The organism is Aeromonas sp. Y318-1, from assembly GCF_027706125.1.
Lineage (GTDB): Bacteria > Pseudomonadota > Gammaproteobacteria > Enterobacterales > Aeromonadaceae > Aeromonas > Aeromonas hydrophila.
This window is the reverse complement of record NZ_JAPDCM010000002.1, coordinates 299,893-324,475: the sequence shown is the minus strand read 5'-3', so window position 1 is coordinate 324,475 and position 24,583 is coordinate 299,893. Positions and strand designations below refer to the sequence as shown.

The 24,583-nt window shown below is 56.2% G+C and carries 35 protein-coding genes; 9 read left to right on the top strand and 26 right to left on the bottom strand.

The window, feature by feature from the left end; translation table 11 throughout:
- Positions 1 to 194: 194 nt before the first annotated feature.
- The 7 genes from OKB87_RS04025 to OKB87_RS03995 form a co-directional block, all read right to left on the bottom strand.
- Positions 195 to 557, bottom strand: coding sequence for a putative holin (locus OKB87_RS04025; protein WP_270826575.1), 363 nt, complete (start codon positions 555 to 557; stop codon positions 195 to 197).
- A gap of 9 nt (positions 558 to 566) precedes the next feature.
- Complete coding sequence (locus OKB87_RS04020) at positions 567 to 797, bottom strand: TraR/DksA C4-type zinc finger protein (RefSeq protein WP_319858997.1); 231 nt, start codon at positions 795 to 797, stop codon at positions 567 to 569.
- Between the two features lie 2 nt (positions 798 to 799).
- Positions 800 to 1,003 carry a tail protein X gene (locus tag OKB87_RS04015; RefSeq protein ID WP_025327452.1) on the bottom strand — a complete coding sequence of 68 codons (204 nt, stop codon included), beginning with the start codon at positions 1,001 to 1,003 and terminating at the stop codon, positions 800 to 802.
- Complete coding sequence (locus OKB87_RS04010; protein ID WP_270826572.1) at positions 1,003 to 1,473, bottom strand: head completion/stabilization protein; 471 nt, start codon at positions 1,471 to 1,473, stop codon at positions 1,003 to 1,005. The genes OKB87_RS04015 and OKB87_RS04010 overlap by 1 nt, the downstream gene beginning before the upstream one ends.
- Before the next feature lie 97 nt (positions 1,474 to 1,570).
- Complete coding sequence (gpM, locus tag OKB87_RS04005; protein ID WP_270826571.1) at positions 1,571 to 2,251, bottom strand: phage terminase small subunit; 681 nt, start codon at positions 2,249 to 2,251, stop codon at positions 1,571 to 1,573.
- 10 nt (positions 2,252 to 2,261) lie between these two features.
- Positions 2,262 to 3,293 carry a phage major capsid protein, P2 family gene (locus OKB87_RS04000; RefSeq protein ID WP_270826569.1) on the bottom strand — a complete coding sequence of 344 codons (1,032 nt, stop codon included), beginning with the start codon at positions 3,291 to 3,293 and terminating at the stop codon, positions 2,262 to 2,264.
- A gap of 12 nt (positions 3,294 to 3,305) precedes the next feature.
- A complete protein-coding gene (locus OKB87_RS03995; protein ID WP_270826568.1) occupies positions 3,306 to 4,130 on the bottom strand; it encodes a GPO family capsid scaffolding protein in 825 nt (274 codons plus the stop codon).
- Between the two features lie 149 nt (positions 4,131 to 4,279).
- Here OKB87_RS03995 and OKB87_RS03990 point away from each other — a divergent pair, with 149 nt between their 5' ends.
- Together OKB87_RS03990 and OKB87_RS03985 are read left to right on the top strand one after the other, a co-directional pair.
- Entirely contained in the window at positions 4,280 to 6,046 is a 1,767-nt protein-coding gene (locus tag OKB87_RS03990) for a terminase ATPase subunit family protein (protein WP_270826566.1), read from the top strand.
- A complete protein-coding gene (locus OKB87_RS03985; protein ID WP_152608390.1) occupies positions 6,043 to 7,086 on the top strand; it encodes a phage portal protein in 1,044 nt (347 codons plus the stop codon). Before OKB87_RS03990 ends, OKB87_RS03985 begins: the two co-directional genes overlap by 4 nt.
- 386 nt (positions 7,087 to 7,472) lie before the next feature.
- Here OKB87_RS03985 and OKB87_RS03980 read toward each other — a convergent pair whose 3' ends face one another.
- The 6 genes from OKB87_RS03980 to OKB87_RS03955 form a co-directional block, all read right to left on the bottom strand.
- A complete protein-coding gene (locus OKB87_RS03980; RefSeq protein ID WP_270826564.1) occupies positions 7,473 to 7,805 on the bottom strand; it encodes a hypothetical protein in 333 nt (110 codons plus the stop codon).
- Positions 7,798 to 8,148 carry a DUF6864 domain-containing function gene (locus tag OKB87_RS03975; protein ID WP_270826563.1) on the bottom strand — a complete coding sequence of 117 codons (351 nt, stop codon included), beginning with the start codon at positions 8,146 to 8,148 and terminating at the stop codon, positions 7,798 to 7,800. Before OKB87_RS03975 ends, OKB87_RS03980 begins: the two co-directional genes overlap by 8 nt.
- Before the next feature lie 274 nt (positions 8,149 to 8,422).
- A complete protein-coding gene (locus tag OKB87_RS03970) occupies positions 8,423 to 9,055 on the bottom strand; it encodes a P22AR C-terminal domain-containing protein (RefSeq protein ID WP_270826562.1) in 633 nt (210 codons plus the stop codon).
- A 458-nt stretch (positions 9,056 to 9,513) separates the two neighbouring features.
- Entirely contained in the window at positions 9,514 to 9,939 is a 426-nt protein-coding gene (locus OKB87_RS03965; protein WP_270826561.1) for a hypothetical protein, read from the bottom strand.
- Positions 9,939 to 10,496 carry a Panacea domain-containing protein gene (locus tag OKB87_RS03960; RefSeq protein WP_270826560.1) on the bottom strand — a complete coding sequence of 186 codons (558 nt, stop codon included), beginning with the start codon at positions 10,494 to 10,496 and terminating at the stop codon, positions 9,939 to 9,941. Before OKB87_RS03960 ends, OKB87_RS03965 begins: the two co-directional genes overlap by 1 nt.
- Before the next feature lie 97 nt (positions 10,497 to 10,593).
- Entirely contained in the window at positions 10,594 to 10,740 is a 147-nt protein-coding gene (locus OKB87_RS03955) for a hypothetical protein (RefSeq protein WP_270826558.1), read from the bottom strand.
- Positions 10,741 to 10,923: 183 nt separating this feature from the next.
- On the opposite strand from OKB87_RS03955, the gene OKB87_RS03950 reads away from it, so the two are divergent.
- Entirely contained in the window at positions 10,924 to 11,118 is a 195-nt protein-coding gene (locus OKB87_RS03950; RefSeq protein ID WP_270826557.1) for a DUF4113 domain-containing protein, read from the top strand.
- Position 11,119: 1 nt separating this feature from the next.
- On the opposite strand, the gene OKB87_RS03945 is transcribed toward OKB87_RS03950, so the two are convergent.
- The 12 genes from OKB87_RS03945 to OKB87_RS03890 form a co-directional block, all read right to left on the bottom strand.
- Positions 11,120 to 12,184 carry a hypothetical protein gene (locus OKB87_RS03945; RefSeq protein ID WP_270826556.1) on the bottom strand — a complete coding sequence of 355 codons (1,065 nt, stop codon included), beginning with the start codon at positions 12,182 to 12,184 and terminating at the stop codon, positions 11,120 to 11,122.
- 206 nt (positions 12,185 to 12,390) lie between these two features.
- Entirely contained in the window at positions 12,391 to 12,711 is a 321-nt protein-coding gene (locus tag OKB87_RS03940) for a hypothetical protein (RefSeq protein WP_270826555.1), read from the bottom strand.
- Positions 12,701 to 15,097: a replication endonuclease gene (locus tag OKB87_RS03935; RefSeq protein WP_270826554.1), complete on the bottom strand. Its 2,397-nt coding sequence runs from the start codon at positions 15,095 to 15,097 to the stop codon at positions 12,701 to 12,703. Before OKB87_RS03935 ends, OKB87_RS03940 begins: the two co-directional genes overlap by 11 nt.
- Positions 15,079 to 15,411: a hypothetical protein gene (locus tag OKB87_RS03930; protein ID WP_270826552.1), complete on the bottom strand. Its 333-nt coding sequence runs from the start codon at positions 15,409 to 15,411 to the stop codon at positions 15,079 to 15,081. The genes OKB87_RS03935 and OKB87_RS03930 overlap by 19 nt, the downstream gene beginning before the upstream one ends.
- 113 nt (positions 15,412 to 15,524) lie before the next feature.
- On the bottom strand, positions 15,525 to 15,746 hold the full coding sequence (locus tag OKB87_RS03925; RefSeq protein ID WP_268030452.1) for a hypothetical protein: 222 nt from the start codon (positions 15,744 to 15,746) through the stop codon (positions 15,525 to 15,527).
- Positions 15,743 to 16,060: a hypothetical protein gene (locus OKB87_RS03920; RefSeq protein WP_270826550.1), complete on the bottom strand. Its 318-nt coding sequence runs from the start codon at positions 16,058 to 16,060 to the stop codon at positions 15,743 to 15,745. The genes OKB87_RS03925 and OKB87_RS03920 overlap by 4 nt, the downstream gene beginning before the upstream one ends.
- Positions 16,061 to 16,303: 243 nt before the next feature.
- Complete coding sequence (locus tag OKB87_RS03915; protein WP_270826549.1) at positions 16,304 to 16,744, bottom strand: hypothetical protein; 441 nt, start codon at positions 16,742 to 16,744, stop codon at positions 16,304 to 16,306.
- Between the two features lie 15 nt (positions 16,745 to 16,759).
- Complete coding sequence (locus OKB87_RS03910) at positions 16,760 to 16,981, bottom strand: hypothetical protein (RefSeq protein WP_270826548.1); 222 nt, start codon at positions 16,979 to 16,981, stop codon at positions 16,760 to 16,762.
- The gene (locus OKB87_RS03905; RefSeq protein WP_017411195.1) at positions 16,978 to 17,202 is read right to left on the bottom strand and encodes an ogr/Delta-like zinc finger family protein; all 225 of its coding nucleotides are present in this window, start codon (positions 17,200 to 17,202) and stop codon (positions 16,978 to 16,980) included. Before OKB87_RS03905 ends, OKB87_RS03910 begins: the two co-directional genes overlap by 4 nt.
- Before the next feature lie 11 nt (positions 17,203 to 17,213).
- On the bottom strand, positions 17,214 to 17,726 hold the full coding sequence (locus OKB87_RS03900) for a phage regulatory CII family protein (RefSeq protein WP_270826546.1): 513 nt from the start codon (positions 17,724 to 17,726) through the stop codon (positions 17,214 to 17,216).
- Positions 17,719 to 17,988: a hypothetical protein gene (locus tag OKB87_RS03895; protein WP_017411197.1), complete on the bottom strand. Its 270-nt coding sequence runs from the start codon at positions 17,986 to 17,988 to the stop codon at positions 17,719 to 17,721. Before OKB87_RS03895 ends, OKB87_RS03900 begins: the two co-directional genes overlap by 8 nt.
- A gap of 24 nt (positions 17,989 to 18,012) precedes the next feature.
- Positions 18,013 to 18,201 carry a Cro/CI family transcriptional regulator gene (locus OKB87_RS03890; RefSeq protein ID WP_270826544.1) on the bottom strand — a complete coding sequence of 63 codons (189 nt, stop codon included), beginning with the start codon at positions 18,199 to 18,201 and terminating at the stop codon, positions 18,013 to 18,015.
- Between the two features lie 119 nt (positions 18,202 to 18,320).
- Between OKB87_RS03890 and OKB87_RS03885 the strand changes: the two genes are divergently transcribed.
- Positions 18,321 to 19,007 carry a LexA family protein gene (locus OKB87_RS03885; RefSeq protein ID WP_270826543.1) on the top strand — a complete coding sequence of 229 codons (687 nt, stop codon included), beginning with the start codon at positions 18,321 to 18,323 and terminating at the stop codon, positions 19,005 to 19,007.
- 48 nt (positions 19,008 to 19,055) lie between these two features.
- Here OKB87_RS03885 and OKB87_RS03880 read toward each other — a convergent pair whose 3' ends face one another.
- Positions 19,056 to 20,336 carry a hypothetical protein gene (locus OKB87_RS03880; protein ID WP_152608356.1) on the bottom strand — a complete coding sequence of 427 codons (1,281 nt, stop codon included), beginning with the start codon at positions 20,334 to 20,336 and terminating at the stop codon, positions 19,056 to 19,058.
- Positions 20,337 to 20,573: 237 nt separating this feature from the next.
- Here OKB87_RS03880 and OKB87_RS03875 point away from each other — a divergent pair, with 237 nt between their 5' ends.
- The 5 genes from OKB87_RS03875 to OKB87_RS03855 all read left to right on the top strand — a co-directional run bounded on the left by OKB87_RS03875 (position 20,574) and on the right by OKB87_RS03855 (position 24,546).
- The gene (locus OKB87_RS03875) at positions 20,574 to 21,629 is read left to right on the top strand and encodes a phage integrase (protein WP_041216763.1); all 1,056 of its coding nucleotides are present in this window, start codon (positions 20,574 to 20,576) and stop codon (positions 21,627 to 21,629) included.
- A gap of 27 nt (positions 21,630 to 21,656) precedes the next feature.
- Entirely contained in the window at positions 21,657 to 22,019 is a 363-nt protein-coding gene (locus OKB87_RS03870; protein WP_026080498.1) for a DUF7079 family protein, read from the top strand.
- A gap of 522 nt (positions 22,020 to 22,541) precedes the next feature.
- Complete coding sequence (locus tag OKB87_RS03865; RefSeq protein WP_270826541.1) at positions 22,542 to 23,747, top strand: tyrosine-type recombinase/integrase; 1,206 nt, start codon at positions 22,542 to 22,544, stop codon at positions 23,745 to 23,747.
- Between the two features lie 147 nt (positions 23,748 to 23,894).
- Positions 23,895 to 24,251 (top strand): hypothetical protein, encoded by a 357-nt coding sequence (locus OKB87_RS03860; RefSeq protein ID WP_270826540.1) that lies wholly within the window; start codon positions 23,895 to 23,897, stop codon positions 24,249 to 24,251.
- Complete coding sequence (locus OKB87_RS03855) at positions 24,244 to 24,546, top strand: YkvA family protein (RefSeq protein WP_270826539.1); 303 nt, start codon at positions 24,244 to 24,246, stop codon at positions 24,544 to 24,546. Before OKB87_RS03860 ends, OKB87_RS03855 begins: the two co-directional genes overlap by 8 nt.
- Positions 24,547 to 24,583: the final 37 nt, after the last annotated feature.

The following is a 24,583-nucleotide window of genomic DNA, read 5'->3' as shown; positions in this document are numbered from 1 at the left end:
ATGCGCAAGCCAATGCGCAAACGACCGACGTTACGAAGGAGTTCAGCGGGTTGAACGGTGCGCCTCTCACAAATTCAACCAACATCAACAACAAGCAGACTGCAGCCCATTGCCACGCTGATTTCTCAACAACTTTCAGGAGTCCCACAAGCCACAAGACCCCGGAGAAGGCTTTACTGTCCTGTTGGTGCATATCAGCCCCCTTTGCGGCGTTTGAGCAGGTCTTCCGGCGTTTTGCGCAGGATCCACTGCAACAGGTGGACGGCCAACGCCGAGGCCAGCATTGCACCGACGGCCCTGGGGACTTCGACACTGAGCGGCAGCACGCTGGCCAGCATGGCTGCAACCAGCGGGGCCGCCAGCGCGCCCGCCACGAAGGCGGCAACGAACAGGCCCGCTTTGCGCAGGTTACCCAGCTCGGCGGTGGTGGCGATGAACACCAGCGCCCCGGCGAATGCACCGAGCAGGACGCCGGGGTCAACGCCCGGGAAGAGGGACAGCAACGCCAAGGCGCTCAGGGTGCTGGTTGCTGCACTGGATGAAATGGGTTCTGGCATCGTGCTCTCCTATCGTTTGCCGCCGTAGTGGCGAGCGGTTTGAAATTCGTGGATGGTCTGGCACTCGGCGCAGCGTTCGCAGCCCCGGATCGCTTCACGGCGCGCCTGCGGGATAGTGTTTTCGCAGTCGATGCAGTAGTGCGGGCCGGTGCCACTGATGCGGGCGGCGTGGATGCGGGCAGCGAGTTGCTGCTCGCTGATGTCGGCCAGTCGTTCGAGTTCGTCGTCGAGGCGGCTCATGGTCAGTCCCATAGCTGGATCAGCGGCTGCTCGGCCTGGGTGGGGGCCGCTGGCATTGTGATGAGAGTCCCGGTTGGGAGGATGGGGCCGAGCGCGGCCAGACCGGGGTTGAGTGCGAGCACCTGCTCGGTGATGCCTGCGGTGTAGCCGTAATGCCGGAACAGGATGAGATCGAGGGTGTCACCCTGCTGGCTGCGCAGCTCCATCAGATGAGCTCCACCGTGTTGTGGGTGGTGCCGAGGATGTCGCGAATGGCAAAGCGGGCGTCGCGGTAGAGGTCGTCAGAGCTGATGATTTTGGCATCGACCCCTTTGACGCCATCACCGGTGGCGCTGTAGTCGGTGTAACGCTCCAGCAGGTTGGCGCGGGTCATGGCGTAGACGGCGCGCCGGTAGCTGTGCAGGTGCGCTGATTCGTTGTTGATGAGTTCGCCTGGCACGGCAGCCAGGGTGGCAACCCCCTCTGCCTCACGGGCGCGGCGCCAATCAGCAAGATCCCGGTTGATGCTGGTGATGGCGTCGATCACGGCATGCTTGAGGCGGGCCGTGGTGACGGTGCCATCGAGCCGGACGGTGTCGCGCAGGTCAGGCAGCGAGATCGCCGGCCAGAAGGGGCTGGAGTCTATCTCCCCTTCGGCTGGCGATGTGGGGGCATTGGCAATGAATCCGGTGCTCATGGTGCTCCTTTTCCGCTTGTTGGGCGGTGGTCGGGCCGTCTGGTATGCGCAACGCATTCGTCAGGCCCGAGCCGCCCAGGGTGCGGGGTTCGCTCGGTTAGCTGCCGCCGCCGGTGGCGTCGGGTTGCTGTTCTTTTTTCAGTTCGCGCTCGAGCACTTCGAGCTCTTTCTTGATGCCGACCTTGTCGTGCAGTTCGAGGGCGCGGCGGTAGTGCTGGGCTGCCTGCTCCTTGAACCCTTCGGCCAGGGCGGCGCGGCCCACGGCCTTGTGCAGCTTGGCGCGCACCTGGTCGAAGATGTCGCAGTGGGTCAGCAGCTCGAGGTAAGCGCACAGCAGGCCATAACTGGGGCCAGCACCTGCCTCTTGCAGCTTGATGCCGGTGTCGGCCACCTCTTCGGCGATCAGGGTGGCGGCGGTGCGCTCGTAGCGATCGGGGGTGCTGAGGCCGTGGCGGATCACGTAATCGGCCATGTTGAAGGCCCCTTCGAGATCGCCGGTGTCGAGGGTCCAGAGCATGACGGTGACGAGGACGTCATCTTGTCCGCCCCGGTCGGCGGCCAGCAGGCCATCAATCCACGGCGTGTAGACCGGCAGCATGGTGCGCTTGGCGTCGATCTTGCGCTCGATGCTCTGGATGCCCTTGAGGGTGCGGCGGTGTTCGGCCAACTGCATCAGCTGGAGTTCGTAGGCGTTGGCGCGGGCCTGGTCGAATTGGGGATTGGCCGCCCCTTGCAGAGCGGCCAGTGCTCTTTCGCGGTGGCGGCGGGCGGGAGTCATGCCACCCCCCTTACTCGCCAGGGGCCGGATTCGGCCCGATGACGATGTTTTCGACCAGGGCGGCGCAGTCGTAGTCCTCGACCACGTAAGCGTCGTTGGTGCTTTCGTAGTTGACGATGCGGTTGCGCTTGGGCTCGTCTTCGATGTGACGACGGCGGGCGCCGGTCTGCCAGTAGATGGAGAGGTTGCTGAGCTTGGTGATGAGCAGCTTGTCTTCGGGGAAGAAGGGGACGCGCACGGCCTTGAGGCCGCCGATCTGCTTCTGGCTCACCAGCACCTGACCAGCCAGTTTGTTCTGGTTGTCGCCCGCATCGTTGATGATGGGGAAGTATTTGTCGGAGAGCATCTTGCGGCCGCAGATGACCACCAGGTCGGTATCGTCCTGATACCAGGGTTTGATCAGCTCGTTCACAACGTCGTATACCAGGGCGTCGATGTTCTTGTAATCACCGTCGGTGGCATCGACGTAGATCTGGCCGCTGCCCTCGGTGCCCTCGCTCATGACCTGGGCCGGGGCGTCGGTGCGGATGTGTTGCAGCCAGCCGATGTTGACGTCTTGCAGCAGGGGGTTGGCGTTGCGGTCGGTGTCGGCGGCGGCTTTGGTGCCATGCCAGCCAATCATGATGCGGTCCAGCCCCTGACGGGTGAGGATGGCGTCACGGACACGGGTCTGGAAGTCGGGGAACTTGGCCCAGGCGTCGATCTGGCCGTAGCCGATCTGGGTGTCGAAGTTGGTCTGGGCGCATTCGTAGCTCTGGTCGTAGAGACCGTGCGGGCTGTTGGGCTGGCGGTCTTTGGTGTCGGTGTTGGTGCGACCGGCGATGGTGCTGGTGATGCCGATACCGACCTTTTGGCCTTTCATCTCATCGACAGGGATGACGCTGATCATGCCGAGGAAGGCGACCGACTCCTGCATTTTGGTTTCCAGGGTCTGCTGGACGCTGGGCTGCACGTTGAATTGCACCATGGCGCTGGTGATGGCGTTGAGTTTGGCCACCTGGCTGGTGAACTCGTTGAACTTCTGGCGGGTTTCGTTACGCATTGGGCATGGTCCTTAGCAGTCGGTTTGAATGGATGCGCTATCGCCACCGGTGGCTGGCGGGCGTTGCTGGTTGAACGCTTCCTGGCCCTCCAACTTGGCGGTGAGGTCGGCCAGCGCCTTGGCGGTGGCGTCCTGCTTGTTGGTCAGCTCGGTGAGGGTCTTGGCCTGCTCGGTGAACTTCTTCTGCAGGTCGGCATCGAGGGTGGTGACCTCTTTCGCGACGGTCTCGACGGCCTGGTGCACATCGCTGAAATCGGCGGTGGATTGCTTTTTGTGGCTGGAGAACAGCGCGGTGATGCGCTCGGCAAGGGAGGGGCCTTTCTCCTGTTCACTTTCGAATTCGATGACGGTTTCCAGCGCTTCGGTGAACAGGCACTCCTTGTGCTGCTTTCGGGAGGCCAACGGCGATTTGTCGCCTGCACCTGCGCAGAACTGGAGCATGTCGGTCCCCAGGCTGGCGGGGGAGTCGGTGATCGCCAGCCCCATCAGGTAGGCCCCCTTTTCGTTCAGGTTGGGGTGGATCTCGACCGAGGTGAACACCTTCTGGCGCTTCTTGTTCAGCTCGACCAGCTCTGGGGTCGGGTCAATCTGCACGAACAGGGCCAGGCGCTGCTCGCCTTCGATGGTGACCTCTTCGGTCTTGGCGGCGGTGATGTCGCCGTACATCTTGAACAGGCCGTTGGGGTCAATGCCCCGGATGTGCTCCATATTGACCCGGGCGCCGTAGGTGGACTGGTTGTAGCGCTGGGCCATCTGCTCAAGCCATTCGCGGGTGATGGCGCGGCCATCGGTTGTGCCCCCTTCTACGGCAACACGGAAAAATTTGGACTTTGCCATGGGCTGGGATCCCTTTGGTGATTGGGTGGTTATGTCGCGGTTATGGTCTGGGTGAGCGGCGGGATCGTGCAATCTGTCGCCATTGTGTAAGGGCGTTACACAATGGCGGTGGGGCGTTGGTGGTTGGTCTGGCTGGGTAGACTGGCGCCATGACAGCACCCTTACTCTTCCCCCATATCGAACCCCGCAGGCAGGCCATGCACCTGTACTTTCAGGGGTACAAGATCCGAGCCATTGCGGAGCTGCTGGCGACCCCCGAGGGGACGGTCGGCACCTGGAAATCCCGCGATGGCTGGGATGACATCAAACCCATTGACCGGGTCGACTTCGCCATCGAGGCGCGGATGTGCCAGCTGATCGCCAAGGAGGTGAAAACCGGCGGCGATTTCAAGGAGATTGACCTGCTGGGCAGGCAGTTGGAGCGCATCGCCCGGGTCAACAAATACAGCAAGGGCGGCAACGAGGCCGACCTCAACCCCAAGGTGGCGAACCGTAACAAGGGGCCGAAGAAAGCGCCCGAGCGCAATGTGGTGGAGCTCGATCAGCAGGAGCGGCTGATCGAGCGCTTCGAGTCCACCATGTTCGATTACCAGCGGGTCTGGTATGAGGCGGGCAAGCAGTATCGGCGGCGCAACCTGCTCAAATCGCGCCAGATTGGGGCGACCTACTTCTTTGCCTTCGAGGCCTTCATCGATGCCCTGGTCACCGGGCGCAACCAGATTTTCCTGTCGGCCAGCAAATCGCAGGCCCATATCTTCAAGCAGTACATCATCCAGTTTGCCAACGCAGAAGGGGTGGAGCTCAAGGGCGACCCCATGGTGCTGCCGAACGGGGCGCACCTCTACTTCCTCGGCACTAACGCCCGCACCGCGCAGGGCTACCATGGCAACATCTACATGGACGAATACTTCTGGATCCATGGCTTTGCGGATTTTCGCAACGTGGCCAGCGGGATGGCGATGCACAAGAAGTGGCGTCAGACCTACTTCTCCACCCCCTCCAGCCTCTCCCATCCGGCATACAAATTCTGGTCGGGTGAGGAGTTCAACAAGGGCAGGCCCAAGGCCGACCAGATCAAGTTTGACTTGAGCCACGCTCACCTGATGGACGGCAAGCTCGGTGGCGATGGTCAATGGCGCCAGATCGTCACGGTGGAAGATGCGGTGCGCGGCGGCTGCGACCTGTTCGACATGGCCCAACTGCACAGTGAGTATTCCGAGGAGCGCTTCCGCAACCTGCTGATGTGCGAATTCATGGACGATACCTCGAGCGTGTTCCCGCTCGCCACCCTGCAGCGCTGCATGGTCGACAGTTGGGAGCTGTGGGACGACTACAAGCCCTTTGCCTTGCGCCCCCTGGGCAACCGCTCGGTGTGGATCGGCTATGACCCGGCCAAGGGTGGGCAGGGCGATAGCGCAGGCTGCGCCGTGCTGGCCCCGCCAGCGGTACCGGGTGGCAAGTTCCGGGTGCTGGAGCGCCACCGCTGGAGCGGGATGGACTTCGACGCCCAGGCGCGGGCCATCAAGGCCATGTGCGAGCGCTACAACGTGGGCTACATCGGCATCGACACCACCGGGATCGGGGAGGGGGTTTACCAGTTGGTGAAGCAGTTCTACCCGGCAGTGACCGCCATCCAGTACAACCCGAGCGTGAAAATCCAGATGGTGATGAAGGCCCAGGATGTGATGAACAAGGGCCGGCTGGAATTCGACAGCGGGATGACCGATCTGGCCCAGGCCTTCATGAGCATCCGCCGAGCGGTGACCGCGGGCGGCAAGATGCCGACCTTCGAGGCGAGCCGTTCCGACGAAACCAGCCACGCTGACATCGCCTGGGCAACGATGCAGGCCCTGTTACACGAACCGCTGGCAGGTGCCACCGGTGCCAATACCAGCATGATGGAGATTTTCACATGAGAAAGCGCCGCCCACAGCGCCATACCTCGCCGATGACGGCGACCCAGAAACCCGGCGAGGCCATCGAGGCGTTCAGCTTTGGCGAGCCGGTGCCCGTTTTATCGCAACGGGAAGTGTTCGACTACCTGGAGGCCATGCACAACGGCCGCTGGTACGAGCCGCCCCTCTCCCTCAATGGGCTGTCCCGGGTCTATCGGGCCGGGGTGCATCACGCCTCCGCCATTCAGGTGAAGCGCAACATCCTGCGCTCTTGCTTCATCCCGCATCCGAAATTGAGCCCGGCCGCCTTCACCGGCCTGGTGCTGGACTACCTCATCTTCGGCAACGGCTATCTGCAGGCGGTGCAGAACCGGCTCGGCGGGGTGCTGCGCTATGACCACCTGCGCGCCAAGTACACCCGGCGCGCGCTGGATCTCAACCAGTATTGGTGGATTGCTCAACCCGGCCAGGAGCAGGCGCTGCCAGCCGGGCGGGTGGGCCATGTGATGGAGGCGGACATCAACCAGGAGATCTACGGCATCCCCGACTACGTGGGCGGGCTCAACTCCACCCTGCTCAACGAGTCGGCCACCCTGTTCCGCCGCCGCTACTACGAGAACGGCAGCCATGCGGGCTTCATCATGCACATCACCGACGCGGTGCAGAACGAGGGGGACATCGCCAAGCTCAAAGAAGCCCTGCGCCAGAGCAAGGGCCCCGGCAACTTCCGCAACCTTTTGCTCTACACCCCGGGCGGCAGCAAGGACGGGGTCAAGCTGATCCCGGTGGCCGAGGTAGCAGCCAAGGATGACTTCCTCAGCATCAAGAACGTGAGCCGGGATGACCAGCTCGCCAGCCATCGGGTGCCGCCTCAGTTGATGGGGGTGATGCCGAACAGCACCGGCGGCTTTGGCGATGTGACCAAGGCCGCCCAGGTGTTCGACATCAACGAGATAGACAGCATCAAGGCCAGCTTGCTGGCGCTCAATGACTGGGCAGGGGAGGAGGTGATCCGGTTCAATCCCTACCGACTGTCAGATCTGACAGGACAGGCGGCATAGCCGAGGCTACAGTTACATCGAACATCTGGAGTTTGTGTATGTTCAAGGTGTCACGAAAGCCCCCTCACCGAGTGGGCTTTGTTTTGCCTGGCGTTCAGCGCCCTGACGTGCCGGGGCGGCGGCCCCTCAGCACCCGGCGCGCGCAGTCAAGACCCCGCCTCGCCTGCCCGCTTTATGTGTGGAAAATCATGCAGGTGAACGACTGGGGATTGGGAGCGGCTCCCCGCGCCAGCACTGGCCGCGCGCGGGGATTCGGATCCTTTTTGCGATCCTTCACTTTCCGTCAGATCTTTTCACTTTTTAACGACAACATTGAGAGAGCAAGTGTTGGGGGCTCTTTTTACATCCAAATCAGCCGAAGTTTTTGGGCAGCAATTACTACCTTATTATTTTCCTTTACCAAACATGTAACCAAGGGCTAACGTGACAATTGGTACAAAAATTGACCATATTGTTTTTAATTGCTCTATGGGGAAGTTAGCCTCAATTGGTGGATGTACTCCTTCTGGTTTAGATGGCCACATAAATATTATCAATATAATTGAAAGTAATATTCCAAGAGAAAATGACCACTTTATAGTCAGCCAAACAATAGAATCTTGAGCATGTTTTCCTGTTCCCAGAGTCTGGCTAACAGCACCAGCAATATCTCCTGAAATTGTGTTTTTATTTTGTTTGGGCGCACTGTTTATGAAATCGCCAATTTGTATTTTACTCATCGACACCGGCTCCCTTGTAGAAGACGTATTCCAATGTCCAAGAGTTGTGATTGTCAAAAGGCTTGGAGGCGAAGTATGCCAGCCATAATTCACGACCTTCTAAGACTCCAATTTTAATTGGTTGGAATACACCAGCGCCAGTCGGTGAATCATTGTTATAAATCTCTACTTTTAAGCCCTTTAAATCATCGGAAGGTACATAGTTGCTTCTGGGACCGGAGTTATCTTTAATAAATTGAAAGTCAACCCATAAATCTTGAAAATCAAATTTAATGTTGTTGGAAAGGCCATTTCTCACTAAGCCGGATTCAATTACTTCAAGGTTGCCAGTAGTTATTTTCATACATTATCTCAAATGATTACTTTAGTGGTTATATGTGGTGCTAACTTATTCTTAATAGTCCTTATACTGCCACTTTCTTATGGCTTTTTTCGATATCTCATCCGAGCTTTGATGCATATATCACGCAGATGAACGATGTAAATAATGTTATCCATTTCTGTTCTGGCGGTAAACAAAACAATTGTGGACCCGAATAAAGCTGTATTGCCTGCTGCAAGCAGGTTACCCGTAGTTATTTATTTGGTCACGCACTTCTGTGCGTGACCGGTCACATTTACCAACTTTTTGCTGCTGGCTGGCGGTGCAGATGGGGGAGCAACCTGTTCCAGTCGCGGTTGCTGTGGGTCACGGGCTGCACATGGCGGGTCTTGTCGACCAGGATGCGCTGGGCGGCGGCCAGGGTCATAGGGTATTCGTGGATGATGGAGTAGTAGGTGCCGGCTTCACGATGCTCGGCCACATCTAGCAGGGGATAGATGCGGCGGGCGGCCCCCATCATGTAATCGGCGGCGCGCCAGAGCCAGGCGAGCGAGTGCAGTTCGTCGTCGGTCAGCATGGTGAGGGGCTGCGGGTTGGCGGCGGTCTCCCGGTCCAGCACATCGAGCACCCAGCGGCGGAACTCTTTGGCGAGTGCGGTGCGGGAGAACATGGCGATCAGATGGGCGCCGCGCAGGGAGAAGATCCGCACCTCTTTCTCGCTGCTGCCATTGCCGAACCCCTTGGTCATCGAATTGATGACCAAGGTCATGCAGGGGGTAAATTCGTCTGCATTGCGGTTGTACAGGTTACTGATGGACTTTTCGCTGGCATAGCCAAGGGCTTGGGCGATCTGGGTAGCGGTCAGCCAGGGGTGGCCGTGATGGGGGATAACGGTGAACTGGGTGTCATGGAAGCGGATGCTGTTCATGATGCGTTCCTTTGGGTCAACAAAGTAAACGTCACCAAAAGAGGTGCAAATCTCGGTCTGGTGACGAGCTGAACAGGGTTTGCACTACCGGGACCCAAAGAGACCGGCCAGCCCGAGGGCTGCCCTGCCCAGCCCGCCATAACTGAAATTGCGGGTACAACTGGGCCGCACAAAAAAACACGCAGGCGCGTGTTGTGCGCTTTGGGTTTGGCGGGGTGCAAATCCCGGCAACGGATTTTGCCGTTGCCCGCGCAGTATCGCGCAACAGCGCGGCACCAATCAACCCCAATAGTCCCCGATGCTCCCTTTTTGTCCCTTTCCGGCCCTCTGTGGCCCGCATCAGTGCTTATCATGGAAATTCGGCACCACTATCCCGCCCAGCAGCACAACACCGCCGGCAGGGTACCGGTTCTACACAAGGAAAGGGACGTTAGTTTCGGCAGGAAACATACACAAAGTCAGGGAGCGCAGGACGGCTCAGGCTGGGTAAGGCAGTATTTACGATAGAAGTTGCGGATCAATGGGGTGACGTGGGGTGACACGTCAAACCCGGCCAAGATGCGTGCAAAGGTTGGCTCTTCACAGATGGCGTGGGTTTGAATGTCACCAGCCGCGATTTGTTCGCCGACCGTTGCTGCACCGAAAATCTCGGCTTTGCGGTAAAAGACAAAACTCGGGTGGTGCACGAAAGGGTGATCCCCCACATCAAGCACACAAGTCCGATCATGCTCGATGTTGGGGGCGATGCTGCTGATATTGACCGCAAGAAAGCTTGCTTTGGTGTTTCTGGGGTAAAGAATGGGGTCGTTACAGACAAAAAACAGATGATTGGTTGCGCCCGATGGGATCAGCAGCGTGCCTCTTCGCACGAGTGCTATCGACATTAGCGCAACCTGCTGGTGATTTCATCGAGTTGGCGTTGTTCGCGCAGATGTTGCGCCATGGCGCCAGCTACTTCCGGCGACTTGCCGACTGCCAAAAACAGGTCTTCTTCCTTGATGGGGTAAGCACTGCCTCTGGGGTCTTGCCACTCCGGGCAATGGTCATGGGTGTAGTCACGGATTTGGTATCGAGTCATGTGCCCAAACTCGTGCCATACCTTGGTCAGGATTTCCAAATCCACATCGCTGAGCAAGTCGAAGTCATCCCGCCCGGTCACATTGCGACGGATTGCCACCTCGTAGTTCGCTTCGCCCGAGATCCACTCATTCCAGCCGTCAGCATGCTCACCGCCACCGCGGATCAGATTCAACGTCTGTGACAGCACGGGCCCATGGGGCATGGACACCATGAGGTCTCCGCTGATGGATTCACCGAAACGGCTCATGGACTCCCGATCACTCAGGTAGAGCAGTTTCATCAGTTTGAGGTATGCCATTCGTCCGCCCCGCTTGGAAAGCAGGAAGGCGGCCATTTGTGCCACACGCTCTTCGTTAAACATGGTTTGTTCCTTCCTCACTGAGTGAGTCTTGCATGTCTTGGCCGATAACTGGCCAGGACATGCGCAGTTCATTCATGCCGCAATCAAAACGGCAAAATCACTTCCACCGCTTTGTTTCCATGTTCTTTGCCACGGTAACAAAGCCCTCAGCCATTTTGGCTTTGAATGAGTCGTTGGTGATTCGCTTACCTTTCCCTGGGCGGATTTTGGCCTGGGGTTGTTTCTCATTGAGATGGTCGCTCATAGCGTGATCCTCTTCAATGATGGGGAGGGGCGTCACCAAACAGATGCATGGTGAGTAATATTCAAATTTGTATATTACGCAGTATCGCGCAACATTGCGCCACCAATCAACCCTGGTAGTCCCTGATTGTCCCTTATTTTCCCTTTCTGGGCCTTTTAGGGTCTTTCAGGTCTTCTCTGGTCCTTGCCGGGGAGAATCGGCGCCATCACCCCACCTAGCGAAGCGCTGATGCAGGTCATCGACAAGATCAACCAGGGGCGGTTAGGGAAGGTCTACTTCGCGGCCCGCGGCCGCGACACCCGGGAGTGGATGATGAAGCGGGAGCAGTTAAGCCCCCGCTATACCACCGCGCTCAGCGAACTGCCGGTGGTGAAGTAAATCAGCTCGACGCCTTGACTACACGTGGTAACCACACCTCTAGTTGGCCTATAGGAGAAGGTATATTAAGACGGATTACCGAGATATCAGGGAATTGAAGCTTGAGAGCATTGGCAGCCTTCTGGGCTTGCTCGCGGTCGGATTCATTGAAGAACCTAACTTGTGCGATACGGGGCATTTTGGAACTGTCGATAGATTCTATATTACTCTGAACCTTGAAGCTTGCAGCCCGCAAGTTTTTTAACACATCCTGACTAGCCGAACTGGTATCTTGCCGGTCTTTTTGTATGTAGATGCGACCTGTTCCTGAGGGAGTAGAAGGAAGTGATGTCTTAGCAATCCCCTGTTCAAATTTAACCGCGCTAATAATTTGAACAAATTTTTCTGGTTGGCTATCTGTGACTTTTAAAGCACGATTTCCAGAACCAAAATCAATGTTGAATGAGCCTATCTTCTCTATTTTACCTTTTGCATTTTTTTCTACATCACTACTGAAAATGAAAGTTCTCTTTCCAATGGCATAACCACGAACAATCCAGAGTTCTTTTCCTGACAGAACCATTTTACAAGCTGACGCATTGGTGAGTGCTGAATATGTAGTATCGTCAATGAGTTCTAGTGATGAGTCAGATACCTTTAAGCTAACCTCATCTTTATCACTGAAATTCACACCTGCATCAATTAGCTTTTTTATCAGTTCATTATCAATCCCAAGATCTGCGGATCTCTTGTATGTATTTGAATAGTCTGGGAAAATGTTTGGGGTCTGAGCACTGATAACTTTATCTGATGGGACAACACATGCTGTAGCATCCGCTGGAAAAGTAGTGCCGGGACGGAGAACTGTGCCAATGGGCCATACAGCTTCAGAAGGAATCACAATTATATCCGGAGCTTTATCTGCACCAGTCTTCGATCTGACTCTATTTGCTATCTCCTGATAAAACTGATCAACATTTTCATAGCTGGCTTTTGGTGCTGGCGTGTCAACATTTTGATTGTTTTTAGGTGTGCATCCGTTAATAAATGGAAGTAAAATAATGGGAAGAATATATTTGTTTTTCATAATCAGTTCCTTCTGAATGATTTAATTAATTATTAAGGCCGCATAGAGTGAAAAGTATGCATCACCCTATTGATTTCTATATTATTAAGGCTGCTATTGATTTTTTTGCCAGTAGTATTTATCGCCATCGGAAGAGAGAGAAAATGGTTTCGATTGAGTTTGAAAACACTTTTGAGAGCCATAGAAAACGACAGCAGTTTTCTGCTTTATCTCCATCTGCCTTCCTCCGCTTTTTTCCATATTGCCCGCTTGTACTCGGCATCGCTTTGCCCATCTGCTTGGCGGACAAAAGACTCATCGACCCAGCGTGTCAGCGCACTGCGTTCAAAGTGTTCTGGCTCTGACCTCGTGGAACGATCGCCTTGCAGCAGGCCAACGGCATACTGCCGTTCAGTGGGGGTGAGCATGTTCAGCCAGCCGTCGATTTCATGCTGAGGCCATTTCCTGTCGAGGATGATTTTGCTGCGGTTCTCTATGGCGATGGTGCCATGCACCCGAACGGCGCTATTCGGCTTGTCACTGGGCATCACGTTCTCTTTTGGCTTGTTGTTTCATGAGTGGTTGCATGCTCGGTAGGAACTCCATGACCTCTTTCCTGGTGGGCGGGTTTTCTTCGGCATCCTTGACCCAGTCGATGGCATTACGCAGCTCTTCCAGCGCGATATCCAAGTCGGGCTCGGATAGCTCGTAACCAAAAGCCAGGCTTCCTCCGGTCAACACGGCGCTGCGCACTTTCAACCGCAGCAGCTCCTTACGGTCGGACTCTGCATCAGCCAGCTTTTTCTCTATCTCGGCTTCCACCGGGGTCAGCATTTCCTTGCGACCAGTGCCCAACACACTGGCTGACCCTGGCGAGTTGCGGCTCACAATCAGCCGATCGCCGACTAGGCGCACATATTGACCGTCGGCGTGGATGATGCTGCCATGCAGCAGCAGGGCGGCGTTGCTCTCATCAAGTCCCATTCGGACCAGCTCTTTAGCCAGAGCGGATCCTTCAACCCCTGATTTGGATCCTTTCGTACAGTTATTGACAGAACTCCAAGGGGGGCGGCTGCCGCCGCCTGAGGGCAACTCGCTGCGCTCGCCCACTGCAGGCTCGCGCTGCTCGCCTAAACCCGACCCGGTGACGCCCTTGCGCACTATCTGCCAGCCCTCGGTGCGGGTGACGGCGGTGGTCTGGCCGATGTCGGTGATCACCCCCATCAGCTTGAGGACGTCCTCGCCGTATTTGTTGGCGGCTTCATCGAGGCGCTTGGAGAGGCGGATCAGGTGCTCCTTGCGGGGCAGGTCGATACCGCCCATGGCGTCGATAAAGTCGCCCCAGCGGTTGTTGTCGGCGGCGGCGCGAGCGGCTTCCAGGATGCAATCCCACTCGATCACCTCGTCCCCCAGGCGGCGCAGCTCGCGCCACACGCTCACGGCAGGGCCGCCGATCTGCTGAAACTGGCGGATGCGCCAGCAGCTCGCCCAGGCCGCGACCGCGATGGTGGTGTGGTCGACCGGGGCCTCGGCCTCGTAATCCATCCCGACCTTGTGGCCGTCGATGTTCTTGGCGATGTACTTGGCGATGTAGCCGGTGGCGCTGCCTTCGCTCTCATCGATGAACTTCCAGTTCACCCTAGGGTTGATGGCTTTGACCACCGCCGGGTTGTTCACATCCAGCAGCCACTTGATACGCGGCATCTTGTTGCGGATGTTCAGCGCGTCGAGCTGGTCGCCGTTGGGCATCTTGAGCTCGGCCCGTTCGGCGGTGGTGAAGTGGTAGGCAAGCAGGGTCAGAAAGTCGCGCTGATGCTCTGGGTTGATGAACAGCAGACAGTGCCAATGCGGGGTGCCGTCGTGGTGTGGCTCGACCACCCGAAAGCCGAAGGCCATGATCCCCTCGCGGGCCAGCGCCGCCCGAAAGCGAGCCCACTGCTTGCACAGCAGGCGGTTAGTCTCGGTCGGGGTGGCGCCGTTGAACTTGTCGTTCTGGTAGGTCTTGTTGGTATCTTTGCTGCCCTGGCGCCACGCGTGATAGCTGGAGGGAGCTGTCAGGGTCAGGAACAGACCCAACTTGCCCTGATCCTGCGCCATGTCCTCAAAGCCGCGCATGCGCACCATCAGCTCATGACGACGGATCGCCGGATTGGCGACCGACGCCATGATCGCGTCAGCCAGGTCAATCTCTTGCCCCAGCTCTTCATTGACGGCGCTCATGCCCGCCATCCAGGCCTGCTGTGCCGCCTTGCGCTGGGTGAACTCGCGCACCGCGTGGGCGCTGGCGTAGGGGCTGACCCCCTTGCGTACCTGTCCGGTGAGGATGGCAATCAGCTCGCAGTAGATGGCCCAGGCGCGATTGATCTTGCGCAGCCACCAGGACTCATCGAGCAGGCGCACCAGCAGGCTGGCGGCGGCTCCTTCGAACTTGTCCACCTCGTCGGTCAGCTTGTCGCGCTCTTCTTGGCTCAGTGGGCGGCCCAGCAGGCGTTCTACCTTGGTGCGCGGGTGAACCGGCAGAGTGGGGCAGAAGTGCCATGCCTTGGCTTGAGAGCCGATCTCAACCAGTAGCTCGGCGGCGGTGTACTCGTTACCGGCCAGCGCCAGCAACTGCTGGCAGCGGCGCGCCCACTCGGCGGCCACCAACTCGCGGCGGACGTCGTTGCGTAGGTCGATCACCGGAACCGGGAACCGGTTTTGGGCGGCGGCGCAGGCATCCACCATGCGGCGCAGCCAGATGTTGGCGGTCTTGTGGTTGGCCGGGTAACGGTGCAGGTAGTGCTTGGCCAGCGGTTTGGCAACGTGCCACTCGATGCGGGCAAGCTGTTCAGCAGCGCCGGCCATGTTGATGGCGTGGTGCCCGATCAAGTAGTGCTGGGGGAGCTGGATGCCGTGCAGGTTGGTGATGGCCTCCATCACTTGCACACCCCGCATTTACGGTCTGCATACTCGTTGGGCTGCAGGTAGCGGCCGCAATCGCTGCAGGTCGGTACCAGTTCCATCTCAGCCAGCCGATCAGACCAGCAGGTGGCCTCGCAAAAAGAGAGGCTGGTGAGGCGGTTTCCGGCCAGGATGACCGGGCGCACATGGCCGAACTCGCCGCAGCAGCTGCAGCGCATCGAGATACGGGCGGTTTCTTCTCTCACCACGGTTTCGCTGGCGGCGCGGGCCAGTGGCCAGCAGGTTTCAACGCAGTAGGGATAGGCACGGCGACCGTGCCGGCCAGTGACCGGCAGGCAAACCGCCATCTGCCGGCACTTGGTGCAGGGCTCCAGGGTGACCATTTGCGATGGGGCTGGGCGGTTTGCAGGGCGCACGATGCCCAAAGCCGGGGCAAGCCCGGCTGGTTTCTGGTGAGTCATTAGATGGCGCCTCCGGTGTAGAGAGACTGGATATTGCTCGATGCCTGACGGGCGGCCTGGCGTGCTTGGCGGCACAAGGTCAGATGGGTTCTGGCCGGCGTGCGCTGGCCATGGGGGCCATCTGCGCGCAACTCGACTAGGTCAAGCTGCAGGCCATGCAGGCGCGCTTCGGCGTTCAGCATTTTGTCGACCCACTGGTCGATCAGTTGTTGGTGGCTCATCTGATGGTCTCCCCCAGTCCGTGGAGCGGTTCGCACTCTGCCCACCACTCGGCAATCTCTTTGGCCAGCGCAACCTCGTTGCTGCCCAGAGCCAGCCAGTACACGGCGCGGATGGCACCAAGGGCCAGCAGCTCTTGGGCGATGTTGCGGTTTCGGTGGGCATCGCTGCCTGAGGTGTTGAATTCTTCCTGGGCGACTTCCCAGTGCTTGGTCAGTTGGCTTACTGGCGCCGGCGGCTGCATATGGGCCGGGCCAGATTCAGCACCACCGAGTTCGTCGAGCGGCGGTTCCAGTTCGAACAGGTCATCACGCATGCCGGCCCCCTTTGGAGTTCAGGTTCAGCCAGAGCGAGCGCCAGGCATGTGCATTGGCGGCGTGGTGCTGTGCCGCAATGTCGTCGGAGCGAGTCATATTGCGGCGTCGTGCCAGTCTGGTCAGATGCCAATGGCACTCCTTAACATTGCGTAGTGCGTTCGAAATCGCTACATTGCGCATATCAGTTACCTCAGTTGCTGATGGAAACCCCGCTGGTGCGTCAACACCGATAGCGGGGTTTTTTATTGGCCGTTCCTGGCCGCTCTTCTCAACGCCGCGATGCGGCCTTCCAATGTGCTCGCCTTCTCGTTAAGCAAGGCGCGCTGCTTGTTCTGGTGTTCTGCCTGCTCCCGCTCGCTGCCGGTCGGCATCTCACGGCCTGTGAGGCGGTGCCATTCACGGCGGTCCAGCACGCCGCCATCAAACTCATGCAGGGTGGCGAGCAACTCCCCCAGGGCGAGGCGGATCGCCTCTTGCTGGTCAAAATCGAACTGGTCCAGCTCGCGCCCGGCTTGGGTGGTCGACACTCCGGCGGCGTAGCAGATGACGGCGCGGGTCCGGGTCGGCAGGCGTGACCAGCGGCTGGCCGCCCCATTGCGGCCAAACAGGCCGCGCATCTCTGCCAACGCCTTGTCTTTGGCGCTGGGCTGTTGAACGAGCTCGACAACCTTGGCGGTGTTCATGGGGTGGCCCTCCGGTTATGCCTGCAGCAGCTTGACCAGCCAGTGGCGACGCGGCTGGCAAGCGGGCTGAAAGCGCAAGGCGCCGCGGCGGCCGTGCTGGTCTTCCAGATAACTGCCGTCAAAGCGGGTGGTGTTGCGCAGCACCGGTTCGTCGCTATCGGTGACGACCGTGGCGCGGGTGAACAGCAAAGACGGCAGCGGGATCAGCCCCGCTTGCTCGGCACGCAGCTTGCTCATTGGCTCACCGCCTTAGCCCTGCGCGGGACCATGGGCAGCACAATGGCCGGGTTGGGCATGGCGCTGGGGCTGATGGTCGCGATGATCTCGAACCCTGCCTTGAAGGTGTGGCCGCACTCCACGTTGCTGCACTGGTAAGTGGCAATGCCGCACAGTGGGCTCATCCGGGTGGAGGTGCGGGTGCTGGCGCGAGATCCGCAGTGGGGGCAAATCAATCTCATGGTCTGGTCTCCTATGCGCCGAGGGCTGCGCGGGCCATGTCGGCAGCACACGCAAGACCAGGGACGGCGTGAAAGCGGTCTTCGACCTCGGTAGCCAGCAGCACCAAGTGCTCGATGCCAGCCCAGATGCCGGAGACAACGGTGTTTCGGTTGGATTTGGTGACGCGGTCACCGGCAAGCAGGGTGGTCGCCTGAGCGGTGACGCCCAGGATCTGGGCGCCGGCATTGAGCGCCTGCTGGGCGCGTGCCTCGGGTGCGAGGGGCGTTGTGGCTGGCAGCCGAACCGCGGTCAGCTGGCAGTCAAACAGCAGACCGTCAAACAAGGTGTCATCACCGGTGGCGTGATAGATGGCTACCAGATCCCGGGCGGTGAGCTGATGAGGCTGGGCCGGGTTCAGTTTGTTGCGCAGCAACTGCTCGCCAATACCGGCAGCGCGGGCCACTTCTGCAAGGGAGTGAACGGCGGCAAAGCGGGAGCAGGCGGACTCAAAATGCGGATGTTTGCTGCAAGTTTGTTCAAACATGGCTTTCATCCTTCTGCTTGCGCGACACTTTGGGACGACGCACAGGGGCAGGAACAGGCTCCAAACCCGGCTGATTCATGGCCTGCTGGGTGTAGAGCACCAGATTGATCAGCACTTTTTCAGCGCGGCCCTGCTTGGGCATGATGGGAATGCGCCCGGCCCGCACGTAGTTTTCCACCGTGCGCTGGGTCAGGCCGGTACGCTCGGAGAAGCTCTCGACCGTGCAAACCGGGGTATCGATATGGATGGGGGCGATGATCATGGATGGTGCCTCCTGCTCGGTCATTTACGCGCGGTCTTGCGCGGTGGGGGGCTGATCGGCCTTCAACTTGCCGCTGGTCAGTACCTCGATCTGGTAGGCGCGGCCTTTGGGGATTGTTTCATCCCACTTGCTGACAGCGGCGTGAGAGATCCCAATGGCCTTGGCGATGGCAGTGATGCTGCCGAAGTGTTCTAAGACGTCATGTTTCTGCATTCCTGCCTCACTGATTATAACCTAAGGATCATTTATGGCCGAAGCGTAACTTATGTAATAAGTGGGGGTCAAGAGAGTTTGATACTTAAGTGTTATTTCGGAATGGTAACTTAGGTTTCATGAAAACGATCAATGACCGCATAACTGCCAGCCGGCAGGCACAGAAAATGAGTAAGGCTGAGCTTGCCCGACGTGTTGGAATTTCCCATGCGTCTGTTAGCAAGTGGGAGTCGGGACTTAACCAGCCGAAAGGCCGCTATCTCAATGACTTAGCGGCAGCGCTGGGGGTGACTGTTGACTGGCTGTTGACCGGTGAAGGGGAGGCGACAGCACGGCCTTCTCCAGAAGCCATGCCTGGTTATCACAACGTCGAGCCGGCGGTGATTCCCCAGGGGAACCGTATCCCGATCCTCAGCTACGTTCAGGCGGGTAACTGGCGGGAGGTGTGCGAACAGGCCACTACCTTCGACGGCAATGTCGAATATGTGACGGCCAGCGTCGATATCGGGCCCTGTGGCTTTGGTCTCTGGATCCGTGGTCGTTCCATGAACCCAGTGTTCAATGAAGGGGACCTGGTCATCATCGACCCCGATGAACAACCCCGGCCGGGTGACTATGTGGTCGCCAAGAACGGCAGCGAAGAAGCCACCTTCAAGAAGTACCGCCCCCGCGGCATTGATGAGAGCGGGCAAGAGGTCTTCGAACTGGTGCCCCTCAACGACGATTTCCCCACCATGCACTCCGACCGGCAGCACATCGAAATTATCGGCGTGATGGTAGAACACCGGATTTTCAGAAAACGATAAAAAGGGCGCTAATGCGCCCTTTGTCTACACAAGGTTATGATAATCATACTAGTGATCATTTATGAACGCGTAAGCCATTTTAAATGGTACTTTTATATTCGTTGTAAGTGCTGTCCAGCGATTATATTCAACTAGATCTTCTACAGCTGATGGGTCAACTTCATTAGTTAAAATGAATTCCCCATCATTAGATATAACCTTGTTATAGCCAATAATTGTTTTTATTTTATCTGATTTTTCTGCATACAAAGATGTGCTGAAAAGACTATATATCTCTGTCGGAGCTTTTGGTAAAAATAAATTATATGTTACGCCATTATAAGAGTATTTATGTTCACCGCCACCAATAATCTGCCATAATTCATATGGGAAGCTCTTGAAATATGATGCAGAGGAAGTGTCTGTATTGTTGGAGATCCAATCGTTGACAGAAACTTCACTAGGGTGTCCTTTGAAAATTAAGTTGTATTTTTGATGATCAATAGTTTTTTCTAGTTTTTTAAGAATTTCAATCTGATTGCTCTTGGATGTATTGATTTCATTTCTGGTATAGCTGCCTAAAAATACGGCGCTTTCTTTTGTTTCATCAAAGTTTCGACTTTTAATGAAAATGTCATCGTCTGTTATTGAAGGGTTGATTGCACCTGAATATATTGCAGTAGATAATAATCCTTCATTGGTTTTAAGGAATTTTATTTTATCTGCCATATTGGAAAAGCTAAAGAATTCGTAATTAACTCCGTTTTCTGGTAGTATTTTGATTTCAACAGATGAATTAGCAATCTCAGATTTATTTATACTATCCCACAGCATCAACTTAACATTTTTAACCCCATATTCTTTTGCTGTTTTTGCAAAAGAAATGATGTTATCTATTCTCCACTTTGGATAAACAAAAATCGATGTTCCTTCTGGAACTATATATATGTTATCTATGGCCTTGAAGGCATCAGCAGTCAATTTTTGTCCGTCTGAAATTGAAATAACACCCAAGTATAAATTGTTTTTTTTACTGGCGCTGGTATTTTCAATAATAAGATTACTAATGTTTACATAGCTATTATCCTGCCCTATGACTTTAAATTCAGCCCCATTTGGTGATCGGAATTCATACGTTGGAAAATTTAATCCAGTAGTAATTATAGTTTTTTCAACGTTCCCAGAATATGCACTTGCTAGCATAAATGCTCGACCAAAATTACCAGCGTTAGTTGCATAAAAATTAATTTCTTCAGATGGCTTTATTTCTGAAGTTGTTGCAGAACCGCCTTCTCCTCCGCATCCGGATAAGAACAAAAAGCCCAATAAAACAATATGATATATGCGCATTTTATTATCCATTCTAATGGTTTTAGAATCTAATTATACAGGTGATGTAAAAATTAATCAAATTATATGGGTGTTTGATTTAGTGGTGAACTTATAAAGTGCGAGATCTTATTTAAGTATCAATAATTGTGCGTATAGAAATAGATTACTCACTCTCCCATATATGTTTCTGACTCAACCAAACATTTCCAATTATCAAGTGTGCTGTATATAATCACAGTGTGCGCAGGAGGTGTAATGGCAGTACGAAAACAGACGTCCGGCAAATGGCTTGCCGAGATCTACCCTGAAGGACGGCCAAGTAAGGAAAGCCCCAACGCCCCCCGGATCCGTAAACAGTTTGCTACCAAGGGCGAGGCGTTGGCGTTCGAGCGCTTTGTGCAAGACCCAGACAAGGGAAAGCCCTGGTTGGAGGGGCAGGGAGAACCGACTGATGGCCGGCGCCTCTCTGATCTGGTCGGGCTCTGGTTTGGCCGCCATGGTCAGAGCCTGCGTGATGGGGAGGCCCGCAAGTCCAAGTTGCTGACCATCTGCGATGCACTGGGCGATCCCCTCGCCGAAGACTTCACCGCCCGTGACTTTGCTGCCTATCGTGAAGCCCGGCTCTCGGGCGATATCACCGACCGGCGCGCAGTCAACCAGGAGAAGCTGGGAGTCACCCCCAACACAGTGAACCGCGAACACGCCTATCTGCGCGCGGTTTTCAACGAGCTGAAGAGGCTAGGGGAGTGGCAGAGGGAAAACCCCCTCGATGGTCTGCGGGCCTACAAGGTGGCCGAGGCAGAACTCGCCTTTCTCTACCCTGACGAACTCAAGTGCCTGCTGGCTGCTTGCAAGGAAAGTCCCAACCCCGATCTGTTGTTGGTGGTGAAGCTCTGCCTCGCCACTGGTGCCCGCTGGTCTGAGGTGGAAGAGTTAACCCAGTCTCAGGTATCCCCTAATCGCGTCACCTTCACCCGCACCAAGAGCAAGAAGAGCCGCAGTGTGCCCATCAGCCCCGAGCTCTATGCCCAGTTGCCCAGAAAGCGTGGCCGCCTGTTCGGTGACTGCTATCGCGCCTTCGAGATGGCGGCAGAACGGATTGGGCTTGAGTTGCCACCAGGACAAAGCACCCACGTGCTACGCCACACATTCGCCAGCCACTTTATGATGAACGGCGGCAACATCCTGGTGCTGCAAAAGATCCTGGGTCACTCCACCATCACGATGACTATGCGTTATGCCCACTTTGCCCCAGATCACCTGGAGGAAGCTGTGAGGTTGAACCCGTTGGTTGTCTGTGGTGTAAATTGAAGCCATTGGGCTTTGTGGAGCTTGAGAGTGGAACAGCCATTGTCAGACATCGACCTGTGCGAAGCGCTATCGGACCTCTTCGTCGATAACGAGGTCGATTACGAGTACATCGCCAAGGTGGCAAGGGCTTTTCCTGTTACTCATGTGGAGAAAGTCTTGTTCGAATGGGTGGCGCCGGTTTGTTACACCAACACCCTGGCACCCGTGCCACCGATCTGGACCGGCTTTGAACGTGATTCACTTTGGGCGGAGATCCAGTGCTTGCTGGCAAGAGAGGCCAAGGCCGGGTTTGCCAAGAAGCTGTCCATCATTCTCAGGCAGTTTTATCTGAGGCAGCAGTTTGCGAAAGAGTGGCGCAGGCTGTCGGCGCTGCTGATTGAGCAGGGATAAAAGTGGCGACAGAGTGGCGACAAAATTTTAAATGGGTGGTCATCTTTAGCTGCAATTGGTTCACTAACTCTTTGATTTTTATGTAAGTGCTTGTTTTGTCATGGTGGAGGAACAGATTTAAAATCCCTCGACGTTCGCGTCGTGCCGGTTCGATTCCGGCCTCGGGCACCATTAAGATTAAAGAAAAAAGCCTTTCAGATTAAACAGATACGACGCTTTATTGCGTCGTTTTTGTTTTTACCTCTCTCCAAGATTTCTCTCCAACTTTTCCTTTCTTGTCCATTTCTTGTCTAAGCGACTTACTACTTCCTGCGACTCGTTGCGAACAACCTGCGCTTCGTCCCAACATAGCCAAGGGTACGTGGTTAGCCTGCGCTCCGGGCCTTTCCGGGGTCTGTCTCTGGTGCTGAGACAAGTGCCGCTCACTGTTACCCATTCCTCTTCACCCCCTCCCAAACCCGCATTGAATACCCTTTGAAACAGATATTAATCCCATGATCCAACCCATCATCGGAGGTATCTATGCAGACCAAATTTCGCTTTACCAATGCAGCCATCAAGGCTTTGCCCGCACAACAACGAGAGGCTGGCGCTACTGAACTGGAGTTCTCCGATACAGAGGTCATCGGCTTAAAACTCTTGTCAGGAAAAAGCCAGGGCAGTAAGCGTTTCCTACTGCGCTATACCCTCCAGGGTAAGAAACGCAGCATCGCCCTGGGGCGATTCGGCGATATCGATGTGAGCCAAGCCAGGACCATTGCCCGCAAGTACAAGGCGATGTTGGCAGAAGGCATCGACCCGGTAGCAGAGCGGGATAGCTACAAAACTGAGCCCACCCTTTCGGAGTTCTTCTGGCAGACCTTTTTGCCACACCTCAAGACCATCGGCAAACGGTCGATCAACAGCGACATTCAGCGGTTTAAACACAACATCGAACCACGCTTTGGGACCATGCGTTACCGACAGCTCAAGGCGATGGATGTCCTGCAGTTGCAATCGGAGATGGTTCACCCTAACAACCCTCAGCAGACGGCCTACGCACCGAGTACCGCCAACAGGGTATTGGCCCAGTTAAAGACCATGGGCAGCTATGCGGTGCGCTGGGGCATTCTGGACACCAACGAGGCGGCCAAGATCAAGCTGTTGAAGGAGGACAATGCCAGGACGCGTTTCCTATCGATTGAAGAGATGAAACGGGTCATTGAGGTGGCATTGCAGGATCGCAATCAAGCCGCAGGCAGTTTCATCGCGATGCTCTACCTGACGGGGGCAAGAAAATCAGAGGTGTTACTCGCTAAATGGGAACATGTGAACTGGGAGGATAAGACGCTGTTTGTACCCCTGACCAAGAATGGCAAGAGCCGGATCATTTACCTGAGTACGCTGGCTATCGATATTCTGGAGAAGCTCCCCAGAATAGCCGGTAATCCCTATGTGTTCGCGAGCCAGCATATTCGCTGCCAGGGTAAGCCCATCGGTGAACCAAGGTGCGCCTATGAGCGGGTGTTGCAGAAAGCCGGTATCGAAAACCTTGATGAGGTTTGCTTCCATACGGCTCGCCATTCGGTCGCCAGCGCCTTGGTCTCTTCCGGGCAATACAGCCTGTATGACGTCAAGGCGCAATTGGCCCACGCCAGCATTCAATCCTCCCAGCGGTATGCAAAGCTGACTTCTGAGCGCAGCCGCAATATCAGTGAAGGTCTCTCGTCGATGATCCAAGCGGAATGACCGAAAAGGTATTGTTTATAAACAGATATTAATAACCAGACAGCGCTGTCACATCGGCTGTTGGTCCACATTTCACAGTTCCCAGGCCCTTAAGTTCATCTGAGCTTAAGGGCCTTTTTGTTGGAGAGAAACACGATGAAAACTTGTATGGAATGGCCGGAGGAGACATTGCTCGCGGCCTACCCGGCACTCCATGTCTCGGTCATGGAGCAAATTATCGAGCCCCTTTCATCAGTAGAGGAGGCGAGGGCATTCTGGGTCGAGACCGGGTGCAGTCTGGTCATTATCGAGATGACGGACTCGGTGAGTGAGTTCCAGGCCATGCCACAGCATACCCAGAATCAGGTGATGTTCGGTTTGCGTTACCCGGAGCAAGAGTTCGCCATATCCGAAGATTGGCGTCTGTTGCTGGCCATCCTCAACGATGAGGGGGCGGGGATTTATCTGCTGATCCACTCAGATGCACCGCTGCTTCCCACCCTGGAGGTGATGCACCATGAGTAATCCCAGCCATAGCGACATCATGCGCAAGTTAAAAGAGATCAAGGGGATTAAGGAGCTGCTGGAGAAGGCCGTGCTCTTGTATGTCTTGCTCACGGATGGCGATCTGCCGGTCTGGTGCTATGCGCTCATCATCGGTGCGCTGGCTTATCTGGTAAATCCGTTCGACGTGGTACCAGATCCCATTCCATTTGCCGGTTATCTGGATGACTTATCGGTCATCACCTCGGCATTAGCCGCATTTCCGGTTAAGTCGCACCACCGCCAATCCGCGAAAGACCGAATGAGATCACTGTGACAGTGACGGAGTCGGTCCTGTCACGCTATCGCGTTTT